Consider the following 19928-nt stretch of genomic DNA (forward strand, 5'->3'; position numbering starts at 1 on the left):
CTCGCAAGTCTAGGGCTGCCGACCCGAACTCTCAGACCTGCGCGGCACGACGGAGCCCGGCATCAGATCGAGCCGGCGGAGCAGCTGGGCGTTGAGTGCGACCACGACGGTCGACAGCGACATCAGGATCGCGCCGACGGACATCGGGAGCACGAAACCGATCGGTGCGAGGATTCCGGCGGCGAGCGGCACGGACAGGAGGTTGTACCCCGCGGCCCACCAGAGATTCTGGGTCATCTTGCGGTACCCGGCCCGCGAGAGCTCGATCACGGAGACCACGGTGCGCGGGTCGTCCGAGGCCAGGATCACTCCCGCCGAAGCGATCGCCACGTCCGTACCCGCGCCGATCGCGAGACCGACGTCGGCTTGCGCGAGCGCCGGCGCGTCGTTGACGCCGTCCCCGACCATGGCGACCCGGCGGCCCTCCGACTGCAGCTCACGGACGGTGGAGGCCTTGTCCTCCGGACGCACGCCCGCGAACACTCGACGGATGCCGAGGTCGGCGGCCACGTGACGTGCAACGGCCTCCGCGTCGCCCGTGATCATCACGACCTCGATGCCCCGCTCCTGGAGGGCTGCGACGGCGACGGTCGACTCCGGGCGGACGGCGTCGGCGAGCCGCAGCGCACCGGCCACCCGGTGGTCGATCACGACATGCAGGATGATCGCGCCCTCGGAGCGCCATGCCTCCGCGGCCGGGAGCTCGGACAGTTCTTCACGAGCCAGCAGACGCGGTCCGCCCACGGCTATCTGCTGGCCCCCGACGATGGCGCTCACGCCGACGGCGGGGGAGGAACGGAAGTCGGACGCGGACGGGATGGAGAGTCCGCCCGCCTTCGCGGCGGCGACGATCGCCGCGGCCAGCGGGTGCTCGGAGTCGATCTCCGCGGCAGCCGCCGCGGCGAGCACTTCGTCTTCGTTGAAGCCGGTCGCGGTGCTGACAGCGGTGACCTCGGGCTTTCCCACCGTGAGCGTGCCGGTCTTGTCGAACAGCACGGTGTCGACGGTGCGCATCGTCTCGAGAGCGAGCCTGTCCTTCACGAGGACTCCGGCTCTTGCCGCGCGCTCGGTCGCGATCGAGACCACGAGGGGGATCGCGAGTCCCAGGGCATGCGGGCAGGCGATCACGAGGACCGTGATCGTGCGCACGACGGCCTCGTCGGGGAGGCCGACGATCGACCAGACCACGGCGGTGATGGCGGCGGCGCCCAACGCGAACCAGAACAGCCAGGCGGCCGCCCTGTCTGCGATGCGCTGCGCTCTCGACGAGGACGCCTGGGCATCGGACACCAGCTTCTGGATGCCGGCGAGTGTCGTGTCGGCACCGACGGCGGTGACCTCGACGCGGATGCCGGAGTCTGTGGCGACGGTGCCCGCCACGACGGCGTCGCCCACAACGCGGTCTACCGTCTTCGACTCGCCGGTGATCATCGATTCGTCCACACTCGCAGAGCCCTGGACGACGCGCCCGTCCGCCGGCACGCGTCCGCCGGGGCGGACGATGACGACATCGCCCACCCGCAGATCGCTCGGGGGCACGATTGCAGTCGTCTCGCCGTCGACGCGCTCGGCTTCGTCGGGCAGCAACGCCGCGAGCGAATCGAGTGCCGACGTGGTCTGCGCAAGGGAACGCATCTCGATCCAGTGCCCGAGCAGCATGATGACGATCAGGAGGGCCAGCTCCCACCAGAACTCCAGTTCGTGGTGGAGGAGACCGAGACTGGCACCCCACGAGGCGGCGAACGCGACGGTGATGGCGAGGCCGATCAGGAGCATCATCCCCGGTCGCCGCGAACGCAGTTCTGCGACGGCGCCGGTGAGGAAGGGAGCGCCGCCCCAGACGTACATCACCGACCCGAGCACAGGGGTTACCCAGCGAGCCCACGACGGGACGTCGTATCCGAGGATCATCGCGAACATCGGCGAGGTCACGACGACCGGAATGGCGATCACGAGCATCAGCCAGAACAGACGACGGAAGCGCTCTGTGTGACCAGCGTGGTCGTGGTGCCCGGCGTGGTCGTGGTGCCCGGTGTGGTCGTGGTGCCCGGCGTGGTCGTGCTGACCGTGCTGGTCGGGGTGACCGTGCTGGTCGGGGTGACCGTGCTGGTCGTGATGACCAGCGCCGGGGTGATCCTCGCGGATGCGGTCCGGGGTGTGATCGTGCATCATCAGGAATCTCCGTTCTCTGCCTCGATCACAACAGCATACCCCCGGGGGGTATTCCAAGGGAGAAGAAAAAGGCCCGGGTCAACGACCCGGGCCTTCGTGGGGTGAGTAACGGGACTCGAACCCGCGACATCCGGCACCACAAGCCAGCGCTCTACCAGCTGAGCTATACCCACCATGTGCCGACCGGAATCGGCAACCAGACGAGTCTATTACATGTTTGGAGTGAACTCCGACACGGTGCGACTCGCGATGTCGCGTGCGTCGTCGCTCGACGGCCCCGGTTCGTCGACGAAGACCGCTTCGCGGTAGTAACGGAGCTCACGGATGGACTCGAGGATGTCGGCGAGCGCGCGATGACCGCCGTCTTTCGACGGGGCCTGAAAGAACACCCGGGGGTACCAACGCCGGGAGAGTTCTTTGATGCTCGACACGTCGACGTTCCGGTAGTGCAGCCATTGGTCGACCTGCGGCATGTACTTCGCGAGGAACATCCGGTCGGTGCCGATCGTATTGCCCGCGAGCGGGGCTTTCTTCTCGACGGGCGCGAAGCGCTTGATGTAGGCCAGAGTCTGCGCCTCGGCCTCCGCGAGCGTCACGCCGTGCGGGATCTCCTCGCTCAAGCCGGAGGTCTCGTGCATCTTCGTGACGAAGTCGTTCATGTGCGCGAGCGCTTCATCGCTCGGGCGAATGACGATCTGGAACCCGGAGTCGACCGGGCGAAGCTCGAAGTCGGTGACCACGACCGCGATCTCGACGAGTTCGTCTACGGCGAGATCGAGGCCCGTCATCTCGCAGTCGATCCAGACGAGCCGGTCGTTCTCAGACGCAGATACCATGCCGCCATCCTATCGACGGCTCCGACATCGGGGCTTTGGCCCCCCAGGCACGATTCGAACGTGCGACCGGCGACTTAGAAGATCGATGCTCTATCCACTGAGCTACTGGGGGTAGACGTTCAGGATACCGATTCCTGCGAGGAGTTCGTGTCGCCGGGGTCGGTAGTGCCGTCACCGACGACGGTATCCGGACCGACGCGCTCTCCGCGTGACAGCAGGTGTTTGCGGTGCCCGGCTCGTCGGGCCGTGCGACGACGGTGGCAGTTCGCGCACACCACCTCGCACTTCTCGATCTCCGCGAGGATCGACGCCCAAGAGCGCGTCGAGGCCCCGACTGCACGCGCGATCTCGAATCGCTTCGCGAATCCTGGGAGATGGTCGAAATCCAGGACCACGGGATCGGATTCGCCGCAGTCTCGGCACGGATGACCGCGGAGGTACTCGATCATGCGCACGAAGTTCCGCTGCCGGTGCCGCGCTTGCATCTCCCGCAGCTTGGCCCCGGTGCTCGGCATCTACGCGTCTTTCAGCCGTTGCGCAGAGCGGCGACGGCGTCGTCGGCACGCCAGAAGTCGCCGACCAGCCGGAACCGACCCGTGGGCAGATGCAGCCGCTCCGCGCGGTATCGGAGTCCGAGTGGATCGGCGAGGATCCGGAGGTGTCCGAGCACGCGTCCGCGGTCGTCCAGCACGCGCCAGAGATGCGCGGAGGCGCGTACGAGGTGCTCGTGCGGCGAGGACAGGCGGGGCGCTGCGAACGGAACCTCGGGTGCGGTCAAGAGCTGTGTGTCGGACATCGGTATCTCCTCTCCGGTTCGAACATATGATCGACCACCGACATTCCCTTCGCGAAGGCGCCCGGACGTTCCGCAATCCCTTCCGCACGGAGTGTGTTCGGGAGCAGTTCTCCCCAGATCCCGGGTTTTCGAGGCATCGGGGCGCGCGCGGCGGTTCCCCGATGCCGATGCTGTGAGCACCCGGGCATCAGACTCGGCTCGCGAAGGAGACAGACATGCAAGACACCGTCACGATCATCGGCAACGTCGCCACCGACCCGACCCAGGGCCGCACGGCCGGCGGAGTGCCCGTGACCAACTTCCGGCTCGCCAGCACGCATCGGCGATTCGACGAAGCGACGCAGACCTGGGTCGACGTCGGCACGAACTGGTACTCGGTGGCGGCGTTCCGCCACCTCGCGGAGAACGTGAAGGCGTCGTTGCGCGCGGGCGAAAGCGTGATCGTCACGGGGCGCATGAAGATCCGGGCCTGGGAGAACAACGGCAAGCAGGGGACCAGTGTCGACATCGACGCGGATGCTGTCGGGCACGACCTCCGGTGGGGGACCACGGCGTACCGTAAGTCAACCTCGCGATCGAGTTCCGCCGAACAGGAGCGGCAGTCCGTCGACGCGGACTCCCCGGCGCACGTCTCGGACGGTGCGTCCGAGAGCACACGCGACATCGAGACTCCCTGGGCGGATCCGTCTCTCACCTCGGTCGATCCTGCAAGCGGTGAGCTGGTCGTTTCCGGGTCCGCAGGGGATGCCTGGAGTGCGTCGTCCTGAGGGGGCGCAGCGCGTGGCGCAGGGCGTTCGGGGGCGCCCCGTAGACTCGGGGCGTGCTTCGACGACCGGCTTCCAGAACGGCACGCGCTGCTGCTCTCCTCTCCGTCGCAGTGGGGGCGGCCCTCGTATTGTCCGCGTGCGATCCGCAGGGCGAACCCACGCCGTCGCCGACCGCCGTGGAGACGAGCGCCGCACCGACGCCGAGCGGCCCCGTGCTGGTACCGGAGGGCAGCGCCGAGGAGAACCTGCCGCTGTTCTCGGCGGTGACCGCGCAGGTGTGGGCGTCGGATCAGCGCGGCGCCGGTCGCGCCTACATCGATGCGCTGATCGCGGCCGGCTTCGAGCGAGAAGCGATGCAGGTGACCCAGGACGTCTCGACGGTGGGGAACCCCGCGGAGAGCTTGCAGTTCTCCGTCCGGTGGGGCGAGACCGAGTGCCTCGTCGGGCAGGTCGGGCCGTCGACCGGCGAACCCGTCACGGCTGTGCTGCCGCAGCTCGCCGAAGGCCGCTGCCTGATCGGCAGCACCCGACCGATCGACTGGTGATCGCGCGGGCTCAGGGCGGATCCTCCCGAGAGCGGATTCGTCGCGGAGCGCTCCGCTCGTCGGCCTGACGGGAGAGGGGCCGGTAGGCTGGAGTGTCGAACTTCGACGCCAACAGAAGGAGCGATTTCCGGTGGCTGAGTACATCTACTCGATGGTCCGTGCACGCAAGGCGGTGGGCGAGAAGCTCATCCTCGACGACGTCACGATGTCGTTCCTGCCCGGTGCGAAGATCGGCATGGTCGGCCCGAACGGCGCCGGTAAGTCCACGATCCTCAAGATCATGGCAGGCCTCGACACGCCGTCGAACGGAGAGGCCAAGCTCACGCCGGGCTTCTCGGTCGGCATCCTGATGCAGGAGCCCGAGCTCGACGAGTCCAAGACGGTCCTGGAGAACATCCAGGACGGCATCGCGATCAAGGCGAAGCTCGACCGGTTCAACGAGATCTCGGCCCTCATGGCCGACCCCGATGCCGACTTCGACTCGCTGCTCGCCGAGATGGGGACGCTCCAGGAGGAGATCGACGCCGCCGACGGCTGGGACCTCGATTCTCAGCTCGAGCAGGCCATGGACGCGCTTCGCACCCCGCCGGGAGACGCCGCGATCGCGCCGCTCTCCGGTGGTGAGAAGCGACGGGTCGCTCTCGCCAAGCTGCTCCTGCAGAAGCCCGACCTGCTTCTGCTCGACGAGCCCACGAACCACCTCGACGCCGAGAGCGTGCTGTGGCTCGAGCAGCACCTCCAGTCGTACAAGGGCGCTGTCATCGCGATCACCCACGACCGGTACTTCCTCGACCACGTAGCCGAGTGGATCGCCGAGGTCGACCGCGGCCGGCTGATCGGCTACGAGGGCAACTACTCGACGTATCTGGAGAAGAAGGGCGAGCGCCTCGAGATCCAGGGCAAGAAGGACGCGAAGCTCGCCAAGCGCCTCAAGGAGGAGCTCGAGTGGGTCCGCTCCAGCGCGAAGGGCCGCCAGACCAAGTCGAAGGCGCGTCTCGCCCGCTACGAGGAGATGGCGGCGGAGGCCGAGCGGACCAGGAAGCTCGACTTCGAAGAGATCCAGATCCCGGCCGGTCCGCGTCTCGGCAACGTCGTCATCGAGGCGAAGAAGCTGCAGAAGGGCTTCGACGGGCGCTCGCTCATCGACGGCCTGAGCTTCAGCCTTCCGCCGAACGGCATCGTCGGTGTGATCGGCCCCAACGGCGTCGGCAAGACGACGCTCTTCAAGACGATCGTCGGCCTCGAGCCGCTCGACGGCGGAGACCTGAAGATCGGCGAGACGGTCAAGATCAGTTACGTCGACCAGTCGCGCGCGAACATCGACCCCGACAAGACGCTCTGGGAGGTCGTGTCGGACGGACTCGACTTCATCACCGTGGGCAAGACCGAGATCCCGTCCCGCGCCTACGTCTCGAAGTTCGGCTTCAAGGGACCCGACCAGCAGAAGAAGGCCGGAGTCCTCTCGGGTGGTGAGCGCAACCGACTGAACCTCGCGCTCACGCTCAAGGAGGGCGGCAACCTGCTGCTCCTCGATGAGCCCACCAACGACCTCGACGTCGAGACCCTCAGCTCGCTCGAGAACGCACTGCTCGAGTTCCCCGGCTGTGCGGTGGTCATCACCCACGACCGGTGGTTCCTCGACCGGATCGCCACGCACATCCTCGCCTACGAGGGCACCGACGAGAAGCCCGACCAGTGGTACTGGTTCGAGGGCAACTTCGAGGCGTACGAAGAGAACAAGATCGAGCGCCTCGGACCGGATGCCGCGAAGCCGCACCGCTCCACCCACCGCAAGCTCACACGCGACTGACGCGATGACAGAGCACGCACCCGGGCCCCGCCTGCACATCCCGATCCACCTCCGCTGGGGCGATCTGGATGCGTTCAACCACGTCAACAACACCTCGATGCTCAAGCTGCTCGAGGAAGCACGTGTGCGAGCGTTCTGGCGGGCGGGACCCGGTGAGCAGGCGCCCTCCACGGCCGTGCTCGACTCCGGCATCGACGAGGGCGTGCTCACGCTGATCGCACGGCAGGAGATCGAATACCTCGCTCCCGTGCCCTACCAGCGGCGTCCCCTTGAGGTGCAGATGTGGTTCGGCAAGCTGGGCGGGTCCAGCGTCGAGGTCTGCTACGAGGTCCACAACGACCCGGCGGCGGAGCCGCGGACGATCTACGCGCGGTCGACCGCCGTCATCGTGCTCGTCGACGCGGGCTCCGGGCGGCCGACCCGGCTCACCCAGGAGATGCGCGACGCGTGGGAGCCGTACGTCGGACCGTCGATCGAGTACGCCCACCGCTGAGCGACGCACCTGCGACGGTGCGCTCGGGCGTCACGGGCGCTCCGGCACCCGCACCATGATCTCCTGGGCGACGGACGCCACCAGGTCGCCGTCGCGAGTGAAGATCCGGCCCTGAGCGAGGCCGCGGCCACCGCGGGCGTTGGGCGACTCCTGCAGGTACAGCAGCCACTCGTCGACCCGCGCCGGTCGGTGCCACCACATCGCGTGGTCGAGGCTGGCGACCTTGAGGCCGGGGAGCGCCCAATAGACGCCGTGCGCCCGCAGGATCGACTCCTGGATCGTCATGTCGCTGAGATAGGCGAGCGCCGCCCGGTGGATGCGAGGATCGTCGGGCAGAGGTGCCCGCATCTTCATCCACACACCCTGCTCGGGCACCTGCGAGTCGTCACCGGGCAGGAACAGCGGGCCCTCGACGTGACGCACGTCGGCCGCACGGTCGCTCAGCATCCGGGAGGTGCCCGCGGGCAGCCCGTCGACCCGTTCCTCGTCGGGGAGGAGGCTTTCGGGATCCGGCACGCCGGACGGCATGGGGGCCGAATGCTCCACACCGGGTCCCTCGTCCTGGAACGACGCGATCATCGAGAAGATCGGCACGCCGTTCTGATACGCCTGCGAACGCCGCGTCGAGAACGACCGTCCGTCATGGATGCGGTCCACGGCGATCGTGAGACCCTGACTCGCGTCACCCGGACGCAGGAAGTAGCCGTGCATCGAATGCGCTGCCCGGTCCTCCGGCAGAGTGCGCTCGGCGGCGAGAAGACTCTGCGCGAGCACCTGGCCGCCGTAGATCCGGCCGGACGGCATGGGGTGCGAACGACCAGTGAAGATGTCCTCCGTGGTGCGAGCCCGGGTGTCGTCCAGGTCGAGCACCTCCAGCAACTGCTCGACGGTGCGGATCGCATGCGAATCGGCGGTCATGGCATCCCTCCCCAGCGGCTGGGGCGTCCGCTGGCCTTGATAGTTTAGAGGTTGTGTCCTCGCAGCTCGTCCTCGCCGATGCCCCGACCACCAAAGACGTCCTGACGTTCGTCGGGCGGGCCGGCCGCATCTCCGACGAGGGCGTCCGTCTACAGGCCACCGGAGGAGTCCTCGCGCTCTCGGCCGCCGCGCTCGCACCGCAGGGACTCTTCGACCAGACCCCGACCGTGCTCGGCATGCGCGTGGTCCACGCGGATCCGGAGCTCGTCTGCGACATCGTGGTTGCCTCGCTCACCGCGACCGACGACGAGCGGGTGCTCGATCTTCCCGAGACCGGACTCTCGCCCGCCTGGGCCGGCATCGCTCCACCACGCGGCGAATGGGAGCGAATCGGGAGCATCGCGGCATCCGTCGTCGCGCAGCGAGCACAGTGGGGCATCAGCGCCGTCGCCCGTGGCATGACCGAGGGCGCGGGGGAGGAGGCGGTGCGAGCGCTCCGCGCTGCCATCTGGGGCGAGCCGGAAGACGACCTGCTCGGTCTCCCGAGAGGCGTCGCCTTCGCCGCCGACGCGTTCGGATTCATCTCCGGCGAGGAGGACGTCGCTGTGATGCGCTCCGGACGCTGGACGCGACTGGCGTTCCGCCGCGGGCATGTGGTGACGCGGGGCCCCGCCGCGGTCGGGCTCACGGCGGTGCGCGGTACAGGCACCGCCGACTGACAACGCCGGCTGGGATGACGTCAGCGCGACGCCGCTCTGCCCGCCTGACGCCCCGAGAAGAGGCAGCCGCCGAGGAACGTGCCCTCGAGCGCCCGGTACCCGTGCACGCCGCCGCCTCCGAAGCCGCTCGCCTCTCCCGCCGCGAACAGGCCGGGGATCGGGGAGCCGTCGGCGTCGAGGGCCCGCCCGTCGAGGTCGGTGGTTATCCCGCCCAGGGACTTGCGCGTGAGCACGTGCAGCTTCACGGCGATCATCGGTCCCGCCGCGGGATCCTGCAGACGATGGGGCGCCGCGGTGCGGATGAGTCGGTCGCCGCGATAGCCGCGCATCGAGCGCAGCATCCCGATCTGCGCATCCTTGGTGAAGTCGTTCTCCATTTCGAGGTCGCGTGCGACGATCTCGCGACGGACTCGATCGACGTCGAGGAGGTCGCCGCCGGGATGCTGCTGCATCTGCTCGAGCAGCGAATCCAGGTCGTTCTCGACGATGAAGTCCTCACCCTCGTCGAGGAACGCCTGCACGGGGCCGGTCGGTCCCTTCGCCAGGCGCGACCGCAGGAGCAGCCCGACGTCCTTCCCGGTCAGGTCGGGGTTCTGCTCGCTGCCGGACAGCGCGAACTCCTTCTCCACGATCTGCCGCGAGGTGATGAACCAGGAGTGATCGTGCCCGGTGCGACGCAGGTGCGCGAGCGTGCCGAGCGTGTCGAACCCGGGGAAGAGAGGAACGGGCAGTCGCGAACCGGTCGCGTCGAGCCACAGTGAGGAGGGACCCGGCAGGATCCGGATGCCGTGCGACGGCCACACCGGATCCCAGTTGGCGATCCCTTCGACGTAATGCCACATGCGATCGCCGTTGATGAGTCGAGCGCCGGCGGCCGCGCTCACGGACTGCATCGATCCGTCCACATACGCGGGTACGCCCGTGAGCATGTGCTCGGGCGGAGTGCCGAGTCGAGACGGCCATGCCGCACGCACGAGGTCGTGGTTCCCGCCGATGCCGCCCGAGCTGACGATGGTGGCGGCCGCGGTGATCTCGAAGTCGCCGATCACCTCGCGCGAGGATTCGACGCCCCGTTCGGACGCGCTGGATGCGAGGATGCTGCCGCGCGCTCCCATGACGGCGCCATCTGTCACGGTGAGCTCGGTCACCCGATGGCGGGGGAGGACGGTGAGGTGGCCGTCGCGCTCGCCCTGCTCGACGGCCGCGGCGAACGGGGCGACGATGCCCGGCCCCGTACCCCACGTGATGTGGAACCTCGGAACGGAGTTGCCGGGGCCGAGCGCGCCGTATCCGCCGCGCTCCGCCCACCCGACGACCGGGAAGAAGCCGACGCCGCGTTCACGCAGCCAGGCGCGCTTCTCGCCGGCGGCGAACTGCAGGTACGCCTCCGCCCACCGACGCGGCCATTCGTCCTCCGGCCGATCGAAGCCGGCGGTGCCGAACCAGTCCTGGGTGGCGAGGTCGAGCGAGTCGCGGATGCCCATCCGCCGCTGTTCGGGGGAGTCGACGAAGAAGAGGCCCCCGAACGACCACCACGCCTGCCCGCCGAGGTTCGTGCGCGGCTCCTGGTCGATGATGACGACGCGCTTTCCGGCATTCAGCGCTTCACTCGCTGCGACGAGGCCGGCGAGACCCCATCCGATCACCAGGACGTCTGCGGACAGGGTCTTCGTCGTCATGTGCTCTCCGTTGATTCCTGACGCGATCGGGTCTCGAGCGTGGGGCGGCCGTCGGCGGACGTGCCGATGCCCGAGGGCTCGAATGTGTTCACCATGGCATACGCGGCGCGCTCCAGGTAGTCCCAGAGCGTCGATTCGTGCAGGGGCGACAACTGCGCTTCGTCCACGGCCGTGCGCATGTGCCGGAGCCAACGATCACGCGCGTCGGGGTCGACGTGGAAGGGCACGTGCCGCATCCGCAGTCGAGGGTGACCTCGCGTCTCGCCGTAGGTGGTCGGACCGCCCCAGTACTGCTCGAGGAACAGCAGCAGTCTCTCCTCCGCCGGACCCAGGTCTTCCTCTGGGTACATCGCCTTGAGTACGGGGTCGAGTGCGACCTCGCGGTAGAAGACCGACACGATCTTCGCGAAGGTCTCTCGTCCGCCGACCTCGTCGTAGAAGGTCACTTCTGGGTGCTCCCGTCGTCGTTCTGCTGCTTCTTGCGCCGCCAGATCCCACGATCGGGGATGACCGGAACACCCGTGACCGCGTTCGGACGCGTCCTCGGCGGGTTGGCGCCGCGGACCCGCCTCGCGCCGTCGAGACCGGTGGGAACGATGGTCGCCATGCTCGGCAGGGCGATCTCCTTCTCGAGCAGCGCCGCGCGGAGGCGCTTGCGCAGCTCCTGAGCCACGTCGTCCTTCGCGTTGGCCCGCGCCTTGATGACGATCCGCACGACGAGCGCCTCGCCGCCGATGGACTCGAGGCCCCACAGCTCCGGTTTCTCGATGATCCGCGTCCGCCACTTCGGATCCTTCGCGAGCTCCTGTGCGGTCTCCAGCATGATCCGCTCGACCTGGTCGAGGTCGGCGTCCAGAGGCACGCCGATGTCGATGATCGCTCGTGCCCATCCCTGCGACATGTTGCCGATCCGGGTGACCTCGCCGTTGCGGACGTACCAGAGCGTGCCGTTGACGTCGCGGACCTGCGTGATGCGGACGCTCACGTACTCGACCACGCCGGACGCGAGGCCCAGATCGACGACGTCTCCGATGCCGATCTGGTCCTCGGCGACGATGAACATGCCGTTCAGGACGTCCTTGACGATGTTCTGGGCACCGAATCCGAGACCGGCGCCGACCGCCGCCGTGAGCAGGGTCAGCGACCCGAGCAGAGTGGGGGCGAGGTGATTGACGACGAGGACGATCGCGATCACGACCAGCATGACGTTGACGATGTTCTGCAGGATCGTGCCGAGGGTGCGCGTCCGCTGCACGAGCCGCATATCCGCGAGCGGCGATCTCTCCAAGGCCTGGGTGTCGTCGACCGCAGCCTTGTTCTTCGCCGTGTCGACGATCCGGTGGACCACCCGGCGGATGACCACGCGCAGGACGAGCGCGATGAGATAGCACCCGACCACGATCGCGACGACGCCGAGGGCCTGAAGGCCGACGTCGCGGAGGATGATCAGCGTGTCGCCCCACCACCCGACGAAGGCGTCGGTGGGGGCGGGATCGGTCGTCTTAGTGGGAGCGAGCATCCCTTCCAGCGTAGCGACCGGGTCTGTGCGCGGCATGGATGCCGAACAGGCTCAGCCCCGTTCGAGGGCTGAGCCTGTCAGGCACGAGGACGGAGTCAGTCGTCGGCGTCGCGCGACTGCGCGGCGAGTGCGCGCTCGACGTCGGCGAGGTTCTCCATCACGAGACGGCGCAGAGCGGGTGCCGCATCCTGGTGCTCCGACAGCCAGGCGCGCGTCGCGTCGCGGAGGGCGACATCGGCGATCGCGGTCGGGAACAGGCCCACCACGAGGTACTGCGCGATCTGATAGGTCCGCGACTCCCAGATCGGCACCAGCATGTCGAAGTACGGCTGGACGAACTCCCGGAGCGACGCGACGCCCGCGGGGTGCACGAACCCGAGCGCCGCAGAGCGGACGATCGTGTTCGGTGCGTCGTCGCGCTCGATCAGCGACGCCCATGCCGCACGCTTCGAGTCGAGGTCGGGCAGGGCGGCGCGAGCCTGTGCTGCGAACTCCGCGCCCTTGGCCGTGTTGTCGGCTGCCAGGGCCGCGTCGATCGCCGCGGCATCCGTCGCGCCGACGGTGGCCAGTCCCACGAGCAGTTGCCAGTTGAGGTCGGCGTCGATCTCGAGACCGGGAAGGGTCTCCTCGCCGGAGCGGAGCCGGCCGACGATGCCCGCGTGCTCGGGGGTGACCAGCGAGCCGGCGAACGCGGTCACGAACTGCAGCTGGCTGTCGCTGCCGGACTCCGCCCCTTCGGCGAGAGCCCACAGCCCGTCGGCCACCTTCTGGCGTGCTGCCTCGCGCTGCTCGGGCGCCACGTACAGAGTTGCGGCCGTGCGCAGCTGGGCGAGCGTCGTGCGCACCGTCGTGGACTCGGTCTCGCGACCGATGTTGCCGAGCACGAGGTCGATGTAGTCCGACGCCGCCGTCTCGGCATCCCTCGTCTGGTCCCAGGCCGCGCCCCACACGAGCGAGCGCGGGAGCGGCTCGCTGATGTCGGCGAGGTGGGCGATCGCGGTGGCGAGCGAGCGCTCGTCGAGGCGGATCTTCGCGTAGGCGAGGTCGTTGTCGTTCAGGAGCACGAGGTCGGGGCGCTTGAGGCCCTGCAGCTCCGGCACCTCGGTGCGGTCGCCGTCGACGTCGACCTCGACGTAGTGCACCCTGACCAGCGCGCCGTCCTGCAGCGAGTAGAAGCCGATGCCCAGGCGGTGCGGGCGGATCGTGGGGTAGTCGGCCGGCGCCGTCTGCGTCACGGCGAAGCGCGAGATGGTTCCGTCGGAGTCCTCGACGATGAACGGCTCGAGCGTGTTGACGCCGGCGGTCTCCAGCCACTTCTTCGACCAGGTGCTGAGTTCGCGTCCGCTGGTCGCCTCGAGCTCCGTGAGCAGATCGCTGAGCTCGGTGTTGCCCCACGAGTGCTTCTGGAAGTACTGCGAGACGCCGGCGAAGAACTGCTCGATGCCGACCCAGGCCGCGAGCTGCTTGAGGACGGATCCGCCCTTCGCGTAGGTGATGCCGTCGAAGTTGACCTGCACGTCCTCGAGGTCGTTGATCTCGGCGACGATGGGGTGGGTCGACGGCAGCTGGTCCTGACGGTACGCCCAGGTCTTCTCCATGGCGTTGAACGTGGTCCACGCCTCGGTCCACTCGGTCGCCTCGGCGGTCGCGATGGTCGACGCCCACTCCGCGAACGACTCGTTCAGCCAGAGGTCGTTCCACCACTTCATCGTGACGAGGTCGCCGAACCACATGTGAGCGAGCTCATGCAGGATCGTGACGACGCGGCGCTCCTTGACGGCATCCGTCACCTTGCTGCGGAACACGTAGGTCTCGGTGAAGGTGACGGCGCCCGCGTTCTCCATTGCGCCGGCATTGAACTCCGGGACGAAAAGCTGGTCGTACTTCGCGAACGGGTAGGGCACGCCGAACTTCGACTCGAAGTAGGCGAACCCCTCGCGGGTCTTGTCGAAGATGTAGTCGGCGTCGAGGTGCTGCCACAGACTCTTGCGACCGTAGACGCCGAGGGGGATGACACGGCCCGAGGCGCTCGTGAGCTCCGAGAACGTCGACTCGTACGGGCCGGCGATCAGTGCCGTGATGTACGAGGAGATACGGGGGGTGGGCTCGAAGCCCCAGGTGGCGATCGTGCTGTCGTCGTGCAGGATCGGCTCGGGCGTGGGGGAGTTCGAGACGACCTTCCACGCAGCGGGTGCCGTGATCGTGAACTGGAACGTCGCCTTGAGGTCGGGCTGCTCGAACACCGCGAAGACGCGACGGGAGTCGGGAACCTCGAACTGCGAGTACAGATAGACCTCGCCGTCGACCGGGTCGACGAAGCGGTGCAGACCTTCACCGGTGTTCGTGTAGAGGCAGTCGGCGTCGACGACCAGCACGTTCTCCGCCTGCAGGCCGGAGAGGGCGATGCGCGAGTCGGCGAAGACCTCCTCGGGGTCGAGCTGCTCGCCGTTGAGCGAGATCTCGCGCACCTCGCGCGCGATCAGGTCGATGAAGGTGAAGCTCTCCGGCGTCGCGGTGAAGCGCACCACGCTGCGGGAACCGAAGACCTCGGCACCCTTGGTGAGGTCGAGCGACACCTCGTACGACTGGGTGTCGATGACGTCGCGGCGCTCCTGCGCTTCGATACGGGTGAGGTTCTCTCCAGGCACAGCTGTACTCCCAGGGGTGAGGGGATGTCACCGCAACCCGGCGCAGTTGGCGCCCACGGCAACCATGACAGCCTACGCCAGCATCCCGGCCTGTCTCACGTCCGGGAGGTGAAAGGATGGAGGGGTGACTGCGATCGAGCCGAACACCGTCCCCTTTGCCTCAGCCGCCGCCGCGAGCGGAGCACCCTTCGTGACCACGCCGGTCGCGTACGACGGCATCCTGCTCGCGGGCTTCGGAGGCCCCGAGGGGCAGGACGACGTCATCCCGTTCCTGCGCAACGTCACCCGGGGCCGCGGCATCCCCGACGAGCGCCTCGAGGAGGTCGCGCACCACTACCGCCACTTCGGCGGAGTGAGCCCGATCAACGGGCAGAACCGCATCCTGAAGGAGGCACTGGAGGGTGAACTGAAGCGGCGCGGCATCGACCTGCCTGTGTACTGGGGCAACCGGAACTGGAGCCCGTACCTGGAAGAGGTGGTGACCGAGGCCGCGGACGCCGGCCACACCACCCTCCTCGCCTTTGCGACGAGCGCGTACAGCTCCTTCTCCAGCTGCCGCCAGTACCGGGAGGACTTCGCCAGGGTGCTGCAGGAGACGGGCCTCGGCGAGACCGTCACGATCGACAAGATCCGTCCCTTCTACGACCACCCCGGCTTCGTGGAGTCGTTCGAGACGGGCGTCCGCGAGGCAATCGAGTCGTTCCTCGGTCAGGGCATCGCGGCATCCGACATCCAGATCCTCTTCTCGACCCACAGCATCCCCACGGAGGACGCCCAGCGCTCCGGAGCCCGCGACATCGACTGGGGCGAGGGCGGCGCGTACGCCGCGCAGCACCTCGCGGTCGCCGCCTGGGTCATGGATCGGGTGCGAGCCACCGTTCCCGCAGCGGCCGAGGTCTCGTGGGAGCTCGTCTACCAGTCGCGTTCCGGCCCCGCCTCCCAGCCCTGGCTGGAGCCCGACGTGTGCGACGTCATCGGCGAGCTCCCGTCGCGCGGGCGCAAGGCGGTCGCCGTGGTCCCCGTGGGCTTCATGAGCGATCACATGGAGGTGCTCTGGGACCTCGACACCGAGGCCGCTGAAGCCGCGGAGGAAGCGGGACTCGCGTTCACCCGCACGCCGACGCCCGGCGTGGCCCCCTCGTTCGTCGCCGGGATCGTCGACCTCATCGAGGAGCGTCTCGAAGGGCGCCCCAACGAGCAGCGGCCGCATGTCACTTCCCTCCCCGGCGGCTTCGACGTCTGCCGGCCGGGATGCTGCGAGAACATCCGCGCGGGGTTCAAGCCGGCCGCGGCCGGCGTCGCACCGTGATGCCGCGTGTCGGCGCCCGATCCTAGGATGGGAGCCATGCGCATCCACATCGCCACCGATCACGCCGGTCTCGACTTCTCGACCCAGTTGCAGGACCACCTGCGCACCGCGGGGCACGAGGTCGTCGATCACGGTCCGGTCGAATACGACGCGCTCGACGACTACCCCGCCTTCTGCATCCGCGCAGCTCAGGCGGTGGTGGCAGACCAGGCCGCCGGCGTCGAGACGCTCGGAGTCGTGTTCGGCGGGTCGGGCAACGGCGAGCAGATCGCCGCGAACAAGGTACAGGGCGTGCGCGCTGCGCTCGTCTGGAACATCTCGACGGCAGAGCTCGCGCGCCAGCACAACGACGCCAATGTGATCTCGATCGGAGCGCGTCAGCACTCGTTCGACGAGGTGACGTCGTTCATCGACACGTTCATCACCACCCCCTTCTCCGACGAGGAACGCCACGTGCGTCGCATCGCCCAGATCGCCGACTTCGAGCGCGACGGGTCTCTGCTCCCGGACCCGCGGGCCTGAGATGCCCGAGGGTCACTCCGTCCACCGGATAGCGCGGCAGTTCGATCGCAACTTCGTCGGCAAGGCCATGTCGGCGTCGAGTCCGCAGGGCCGGTTCGCCGAGGGCGCTGCCATCCTCGACGGTCGCGAGGCCGTGAGCGTCCAGGCAGTGGGGAAGCAGATGTTCCTCGAGGCCGAGGGCGACGTCTGGCTGCGCGTGCACCTCGGACTGTACGGCGCGTGGGACTTCGCAGGCGAGATCGTCGTCGATCCGACGATCGCCTCGGCGAACGGGCGCGTGGGGCAGACCAATCAGCGCGGCACGGTGCTCGACGAGCCCATCCTCGACGACGCCGGGGAGAACTCCCTGTCGTCCATCGGTGCGCCGCGACGCACTCGCGTGCACGTGCGCATGTCGGAGCAGACGAAGGGGCTCGGTGACGCCTCGGACGGGGATCTCGTCGAGTGGCCGCCCCCGGTCGTCGGGCAGGTGCGTCTCCGCCTCATGACCGACATCACGGCCGCAGATCTGCGCGGACCGACCGCCTGCGTGTTGCAGACCCCGGATGAGGTGCTGGCGTCGATCGCGAAGCTCGGCCCGGATCCGCTCGTCGGCGACCCGGTGGAGAACGAGGAGCGCTTCGTGCGCGCGGTGCGCAAGACACAGACCGTCATCGCCCTCCTGCTCATGGACCAGTCGGTCGTCAGCGGCATCGGCAACGTCTACCGAGCCGAGATGCTCTTCCGGCAGCGCCTGAATCCGCACACGCCCGGCAAGCAGGTGCCGGAGGATGTCGTGCGCGCGCTGTGGCGCGACTGGGTACGTCTGCTGGCGATCGGCGTCGAGACCGGCCAGATGATGACGATGGACGACCTGTCGCCCGAGGCCTACCGCGCAGCCATGGCGAGTCGCGACGACCGCCACTGGGTCTATCACCGCGCCGGCCTGCCCTGCCGGGTCTGCGGCACCGAGATCGCTCTCGAGGAGATCGGCGCGCGCAAGCTCTACTGGTGTCCTCGCTGCCAGGCGTGACGCGGCGGTCATAGGCTGGGGGGATGCGTCAGAATCCCAGCTTCACCCTTGCGGACGTCGACGAGATCCGTCGTATCGTCGACGCGAATCCGTGGGCCACGATCGTCAGCAACGGGCCAGACGGACTCGTCTCGTCGCACTACGTGGTCCTGCTGGACCAGGACCGCGAAGACCTGACGATCGTCGGTCACGTCGGTCGTCCGGACGACCTGATCCACGGGATGGGGGAGCGCGAGTTGCTTGTGATCTTCCAGGGGCCGCACGGGTACATCTCCCCGGGGTGGTACGGCGATGTGCAGGCGGTCCCCACCTGGAACTACACGGCCGTGCACCTCGCCGGGATCCCGGAGATCTTGTCCGACGAGGAGAACCTCGCGGTGCTCGACCGACTCGTCGACCGGTTCGAAGGGCGAATGCCGGATCCCCGCCGCATGTGGGAGCGTCCCAACGATCCGGCGTTCGTCACCCGTCTCGCCTCGGGCACCGTGGGGTTCCGACTGACGCCCATCCGAGTCGTCGCGAAGCGGAAGCTCAGCCAGAACAAGCCGGCCGAGACGGTGGATGCCGTCATCGAGGCGCTGGAGAGCGGCGGGCCGTACACGCACCCCGAACTCGCCGCCGAGATGCGCAGAGCGCGCGACCCTCGCACGGGCGCCTCCCGGTGAGCGCGAACGGCGAGGTCGTCGGCACCGTCACCTCGGTACGGATCGCCGGCCCCGGTCGCGAATTCCTCATCGACGAGGAACCCGTCGACGTGTTCTTGGAAGACGGGCGGATCGTCGACATCGCCCCGGCCGGCGCGGTGCCCGCCCGGGGGGAGGTGCTCGAGGGTGACGGCGCATGGGTCGTCCCCGGCCTCTGGGACAACCACGTGCACACCGTGCAGTGGGCACTCGAGTCGCAGCGCACGCCGCTGGGCGACGCCGTTTCCGCTGCGGAGGCGGCGCGGATCATGTCCCAGGCAGCCCCGCTGCCCGACGGACGCCGCGTCGGCAGCGGATTCCGCGACGCGCTGTGGCCGGACCAGCCGACCCTTGCTCTGCTCGATGCGGCGACGGGCGTCGTGCCGACGTACCTCATCAATGCGGACGTGCACAGCACCTGGCTGAACTCGGCCGCCCTGCGCCGGGAGGGGTTCGACGCCGTCGACGGCGTGCTGCGAGAGGCCGACGCGTTCGAGATCTCGCGTCGTCTCAATGCCGCCGACCCCGCCCACGGCGACCGTGCTGTCGCCGCCGCAGGCGTGCAGGCCGCTGCGCGAGGACTCACCGGACTCGTCGACTTCGATATGGCCTGGAACGCCGATGCCTGGCCGCGTCGGGTCATGGCCGGATTCGCCGCGCACCGCGTCGAGTTCGCCGTGTATCCGTTCGACCTCGACCGGGCGATCGGCGCGGGGTTGCGGACCGGCGAGACTCACGAGCTCGCGGATGCGCCTGAGGCGGGGCGCGGTCTCGTCCATGTCGGCCCGCTGAAGATCATCAGCGACGGGTCGCTCGGCACCCGCACGGCTGCCTGCTCGCACGCGTACCCGGACGATCCTGACAACTATGGAGTGCTCACCGTTCCTCCGGCGGAGCTCACCGAGCTTCTGACGACCGCGACGGGTGCGGGGTTGGCGGTCGCTGTGCACGCCATCGGCGACCGAGCGGTGACCGCCGCGCTCGACGCGTTTACAACGACGGGCGCGGTCGGGACGATCGAGCACGCGCAGCTGGTGCGTCACGCCGACCTCGCTCGCTTCGGTCGGCTCGGCGTCATCGCCAGCGTGCAGCCGCAGCATGCGATCGACGACCGCGACATCGTCGGTTCCCACTGGTCGTCGCAGACGTCGATCGGCTATCCGCTGCGCGCCCTGCGAGACGCAGGGGTCGAGCTGCGATTCGGGTCGGACGCGCCGGTCGCGCCTCTGGATCCCTGGCAGGCCATCTCCGCGGCCGTCGCGCGAACGGATGACGAGCGGGCACCCTGGCACCCCGAGGAGGCACTGCGGTTCGACGAGGCGCTCGGCGCCAGCGTGCGATCGTCGACGCGACCGGGTGAAGTCGCCGACCTCGTGCTGTGCGGCGCCGATCCTCGCTCCGCCGACGGGAAGACGCTGCGCCGGATGCCGATCGTCGCGACGCTTCTCGGCGGACGTCTCACGCACCGAGGCTGAACCTCGTCGCGGTCGGAGTCGCGAG

At 68.6% G+C, this 19928-nt stretch carries 18 protein-coding genes and 2 tRNA genes; 10 read left to right on the top strand and 10 right to left on the bottom strand.

What is annotated here, in order from left to right:
* Nucleotides 1–9: 9 nt before the first annotated feature.
* The 5 genes from RAC81_RS02475 to RAC81_RS02495 form a co-directional block, all read right to left on the bottom strand.
* Nucleotides 10–2172 (bottom strand): heavy metal translocating P-type ATPase, encoded by a 2163-nt coding sequence (locus RAC81_RS02475; RefSeq protein WP_375080849.1) that lies wholly within the window; start codon nucleotides 2170–2172, stop codon nucleotides 10–12.
* A gap of 97 nt (nucleotides 2173–2269) precedes the next feature.
* Nucleotides 2270–2345, bottom strand: a tRNA-His gene (locus RAC81_RS02480).
* Nucleotides 2346–2381: 36 nt separating this feature from the next.
* On the bottom strand, nucleotides 2382–3008 hold the full coding sequence (gene orn / locus RAC81_RS02485; protein ID WP_375080850.1) for an oligoribonuclease: 627 nt from the start codon (nucleotides 3006–3008) through the stop codon (nucleotides 2382–2384).
* Between the two features lie 36 nt (nucleotides 3009–3044).
* A tRNA-Arg gene (locus RAC81_RS02490) sits at nucleotides 3045–3120 on the bottom strand.
* 414 nt (nucleotides 3121–3534) lie between these two features.
* On the bottom strand, nucleotides 3535–3804 hold the full coding sequence (locus tag RAC81_RS02495) for a hypothetical protein (RefSeq protein WP_375080851.1): 270 nt from the start codon (nucleotides 3802–3804) through the stop codon (nucleotides 3535–3537).
* Nucleotides 3805–4019: 215 nt separating this feature from the next.
* On the opposite strand from RAC81_RS02495, the gene RAC81_RS02500 reads away from it, so the two are divergent.
* The 4 genes from RAC81_RS02500 (at nucleotide 4020) to RAC81_RS02515 (ending at nucleotide 7419) form a co-directional block, all read left to right on the top strand.
* On the top strand, nucleotides 4020–4571 hold the full coding sequence (locus RAC81_RS02500; RefSeq protein WP_375080852.1) for a single-stranded DNA-binding protein: 552 nt from the start codon (nucleotides 4020–4022) through the stop codon (nucleotides 4569–4571).
* A 53-nt stretch (nucleotides 4572–4624) separates the two neighbouring features.
* Nucleotides 4625–5116 carry a hypothetical protein gene (locus tag RAC81_RS02505; RefSeq protein ID WP_375080853.1) on the top strand — a complete coding sequence of 164 codons (492 nt, stop codon included), beginning with the start codon at nucleotides 4625–4627 and terminating at the stop codon, nucleotides 5114–5116.
* Between the two features lie 130 nt (nucleotides 5117–5246).
* Nucleotides 5247–6926, top strand: coding sequence for an energy-dependent translational throttle protein EttA (gene ettA / locus RAC81_RS02510; RefSeq protein WP_251585365.1), 1680 nt, complete (start codon nucleotides 5247–5249; stop codon nucleotides 6924–6926).
* A gap of 4 nt (nucleotides 6927–6930) precedes the next feature.
* A complete protein-coding gene (locus tag RAC81_RS02515) occupies nucleotides 6931–7419 on the top strand; it encodes an acyl-CoA thioesterase (protein ID WP_375080854.1) in 489 nt (162 codons plus the stop codon).
* Between the two features lie 30 nt (nucleotides 7420–7449).
* On the opposite strand, the gene RAC81_RS02520 is transcribed toward RAC81_RS02515, so the two are convergent.
* Nucleotides 7450–8337, bottom strand: coding sequence for an acyl-CoA thioesterase (locus RAC81_RS02520; RefSeq protein ID WP_375080855.1), 888 nt, complete (start codon nucleotides 8335–8337; stop codon nucleotides 7450–7452).
* Between the two features lie 53 nt (nucleotides 8338–8390).
* Here RAC81_RS02520 and RAC81_RS02525 point away from each other — a divergent pair, with 53 nt between their 5' ends.
* Nucleotides 8391–9056, top strand: coding sequence for a hypothetical protein (locus RAC81_RS02525; protein ID WP_375080856.1), 666 nt, complete (start codon nucleotides 8391–8393; stop codon nucleotides 9054–9056).
* A gap of 20 nt (nucleotides 9057–9076) precedes the next feature.
* Here RAC81_RS02525 and RAC81_RS02530 read toward each other — a convergent pair whose 3' ends face one another.
* From RAC81_RS02530 to pepN, 4 genes are all read right to left on the bottom strand, one after another.
* Nucleotides 9077–10735 carry an FAD-binding dehydrogenase gene (locus RAC81_RS02530; RefSeq protein WP_375080857.1) on the bottom strand — a complete coding sequence of 553 codons (1659 nt, stop codon included), beginning with the start codon at nucleotides 10733–10735 and terminating at the stop codon, nucleotides 9077–9079.
* Entirely contained in the window at nucleotides 10732–11181 is a 450-nt protein-coding gene (locus tag RAC81_RS02535) for a globin (RefSeq protein ID WP_375080858.1), read from the bottom strand. Before RAC81_RS02535 ends, RAC81_RS02530 begins: the two co-directional genes overlap by 4 nt.
* Nucleotides 11178–12254, bottom strand: a complete 1077-nt coding sequence (locus RAC81_RS02540) for a mechanosensitive ion channel family protein (RefSeq protein ID WP_375080859.1) — start codon at nucleotides 12252–12254, stop codon at nucleotides 11178–11180. Before RAC81_RS02540 ends, RAC81_RS02535 begins: the two co-directional genes overlap by 4 nt.
* A gap of 95 nt (nucleotides 12255–12349) precedes the next feature.
* Nucleotides 12350–14902 carry an aminopeptidase N gene (pepN, locus tag RAC81_RS02545; RefSeq protein WP_375080860.1) on the bottom strand — a complete coding sequence of 851 codons (2553 nt, stop codon included), beginning with the start codon at nucleotides 14900–14902 and terminating at the stop codon, nucleotides 12350–12352.
* A gap of 124 nt (nucleotides 14903–15026) precedes the next feature.
* On the opposite strand from pepN, the gene RAC81_RS02550 reads away from it, so the two are divergent.
* From RAC81_RS02550 to RAC81_RS02570, 5 genes are read left to right on the top strand one after another with little or no spacing between them, the layout of a single operon-like run.
* Nucleotides 15027–16211 carry a ferrochelatase gene (locus RAC81_RS02550; protein WP_375080861.1) on the top strand — a complete coding sequence of 395 codons (1185 nt, stop codon included), beginning with the start codon at nucleotides 15027–15029 and terminating at the stop codon, nucleotides 16209–16211.
* 36 nt (nucleotides 16212–16247) lie between these two features.
* Nucleotides 16248–16733 carry a ribose-5-phosphate isomerase gene (locus tag RAC81_RS02555; RefSeq protein ID WP_375080862.1) on the top strand — a complete coding sequence of 162 codons (486 nt, stop codon included), beginning with the start codon at nucleotides 16248–16250 and terminating at the stop codon, nucleotides 16731–16733.
* A gap of 1 nt (nucleotide 16734) precedes the next feature.
* Complete coding sequence (locus tag RAC81_RS02560; protein ID WP_375080863.1) at nucleotides 16735–17745, top strand: Fpg/Nei family DNA glycosylase; 1011 nt, start codon at nucleotides 16735–16737, stop codon at nucleotides 17743–17745.
* Nucleotides 17746–17768: 23 nt separating this feature from the next.
* Nucleotides 17769–18410 (top strand): FMN-binding negative transcriptional regulator, encoded by a 642-nt coding sequence (locus tag RAC81_RS02565; RefSeq protein WP_375080864.1) that lies wholly within the window; start codon nucleotides 17769–17771, stop codon nucleotides 18408–18410.
* Entirely contained in the window at nucleotides 18407–19903 is a 1497-nt protein-coding gene (locus RAC81_RS02570; RefSeq protein WP_375080865.1) for an amidohydrolase, read from the top strand. Before RAC81_RS02565 ends, RAC81_RS02570 begins: the two co-directional genes overlap by 4 nt.
* The last annotated feature ends 25 nt before the right edge of the window (nucleotides 19904–19928 follow it).

This window comes from Microbacterium sp. CR_7 (assembly GCF_041954755.1).
In the GTDB taxonomy this organism is placed as follows: domain Bacteria; phylum Actinomycetota; class Actinomycetes; order Actinomycetales; family Microbacteriaceae; genus Microbacterium.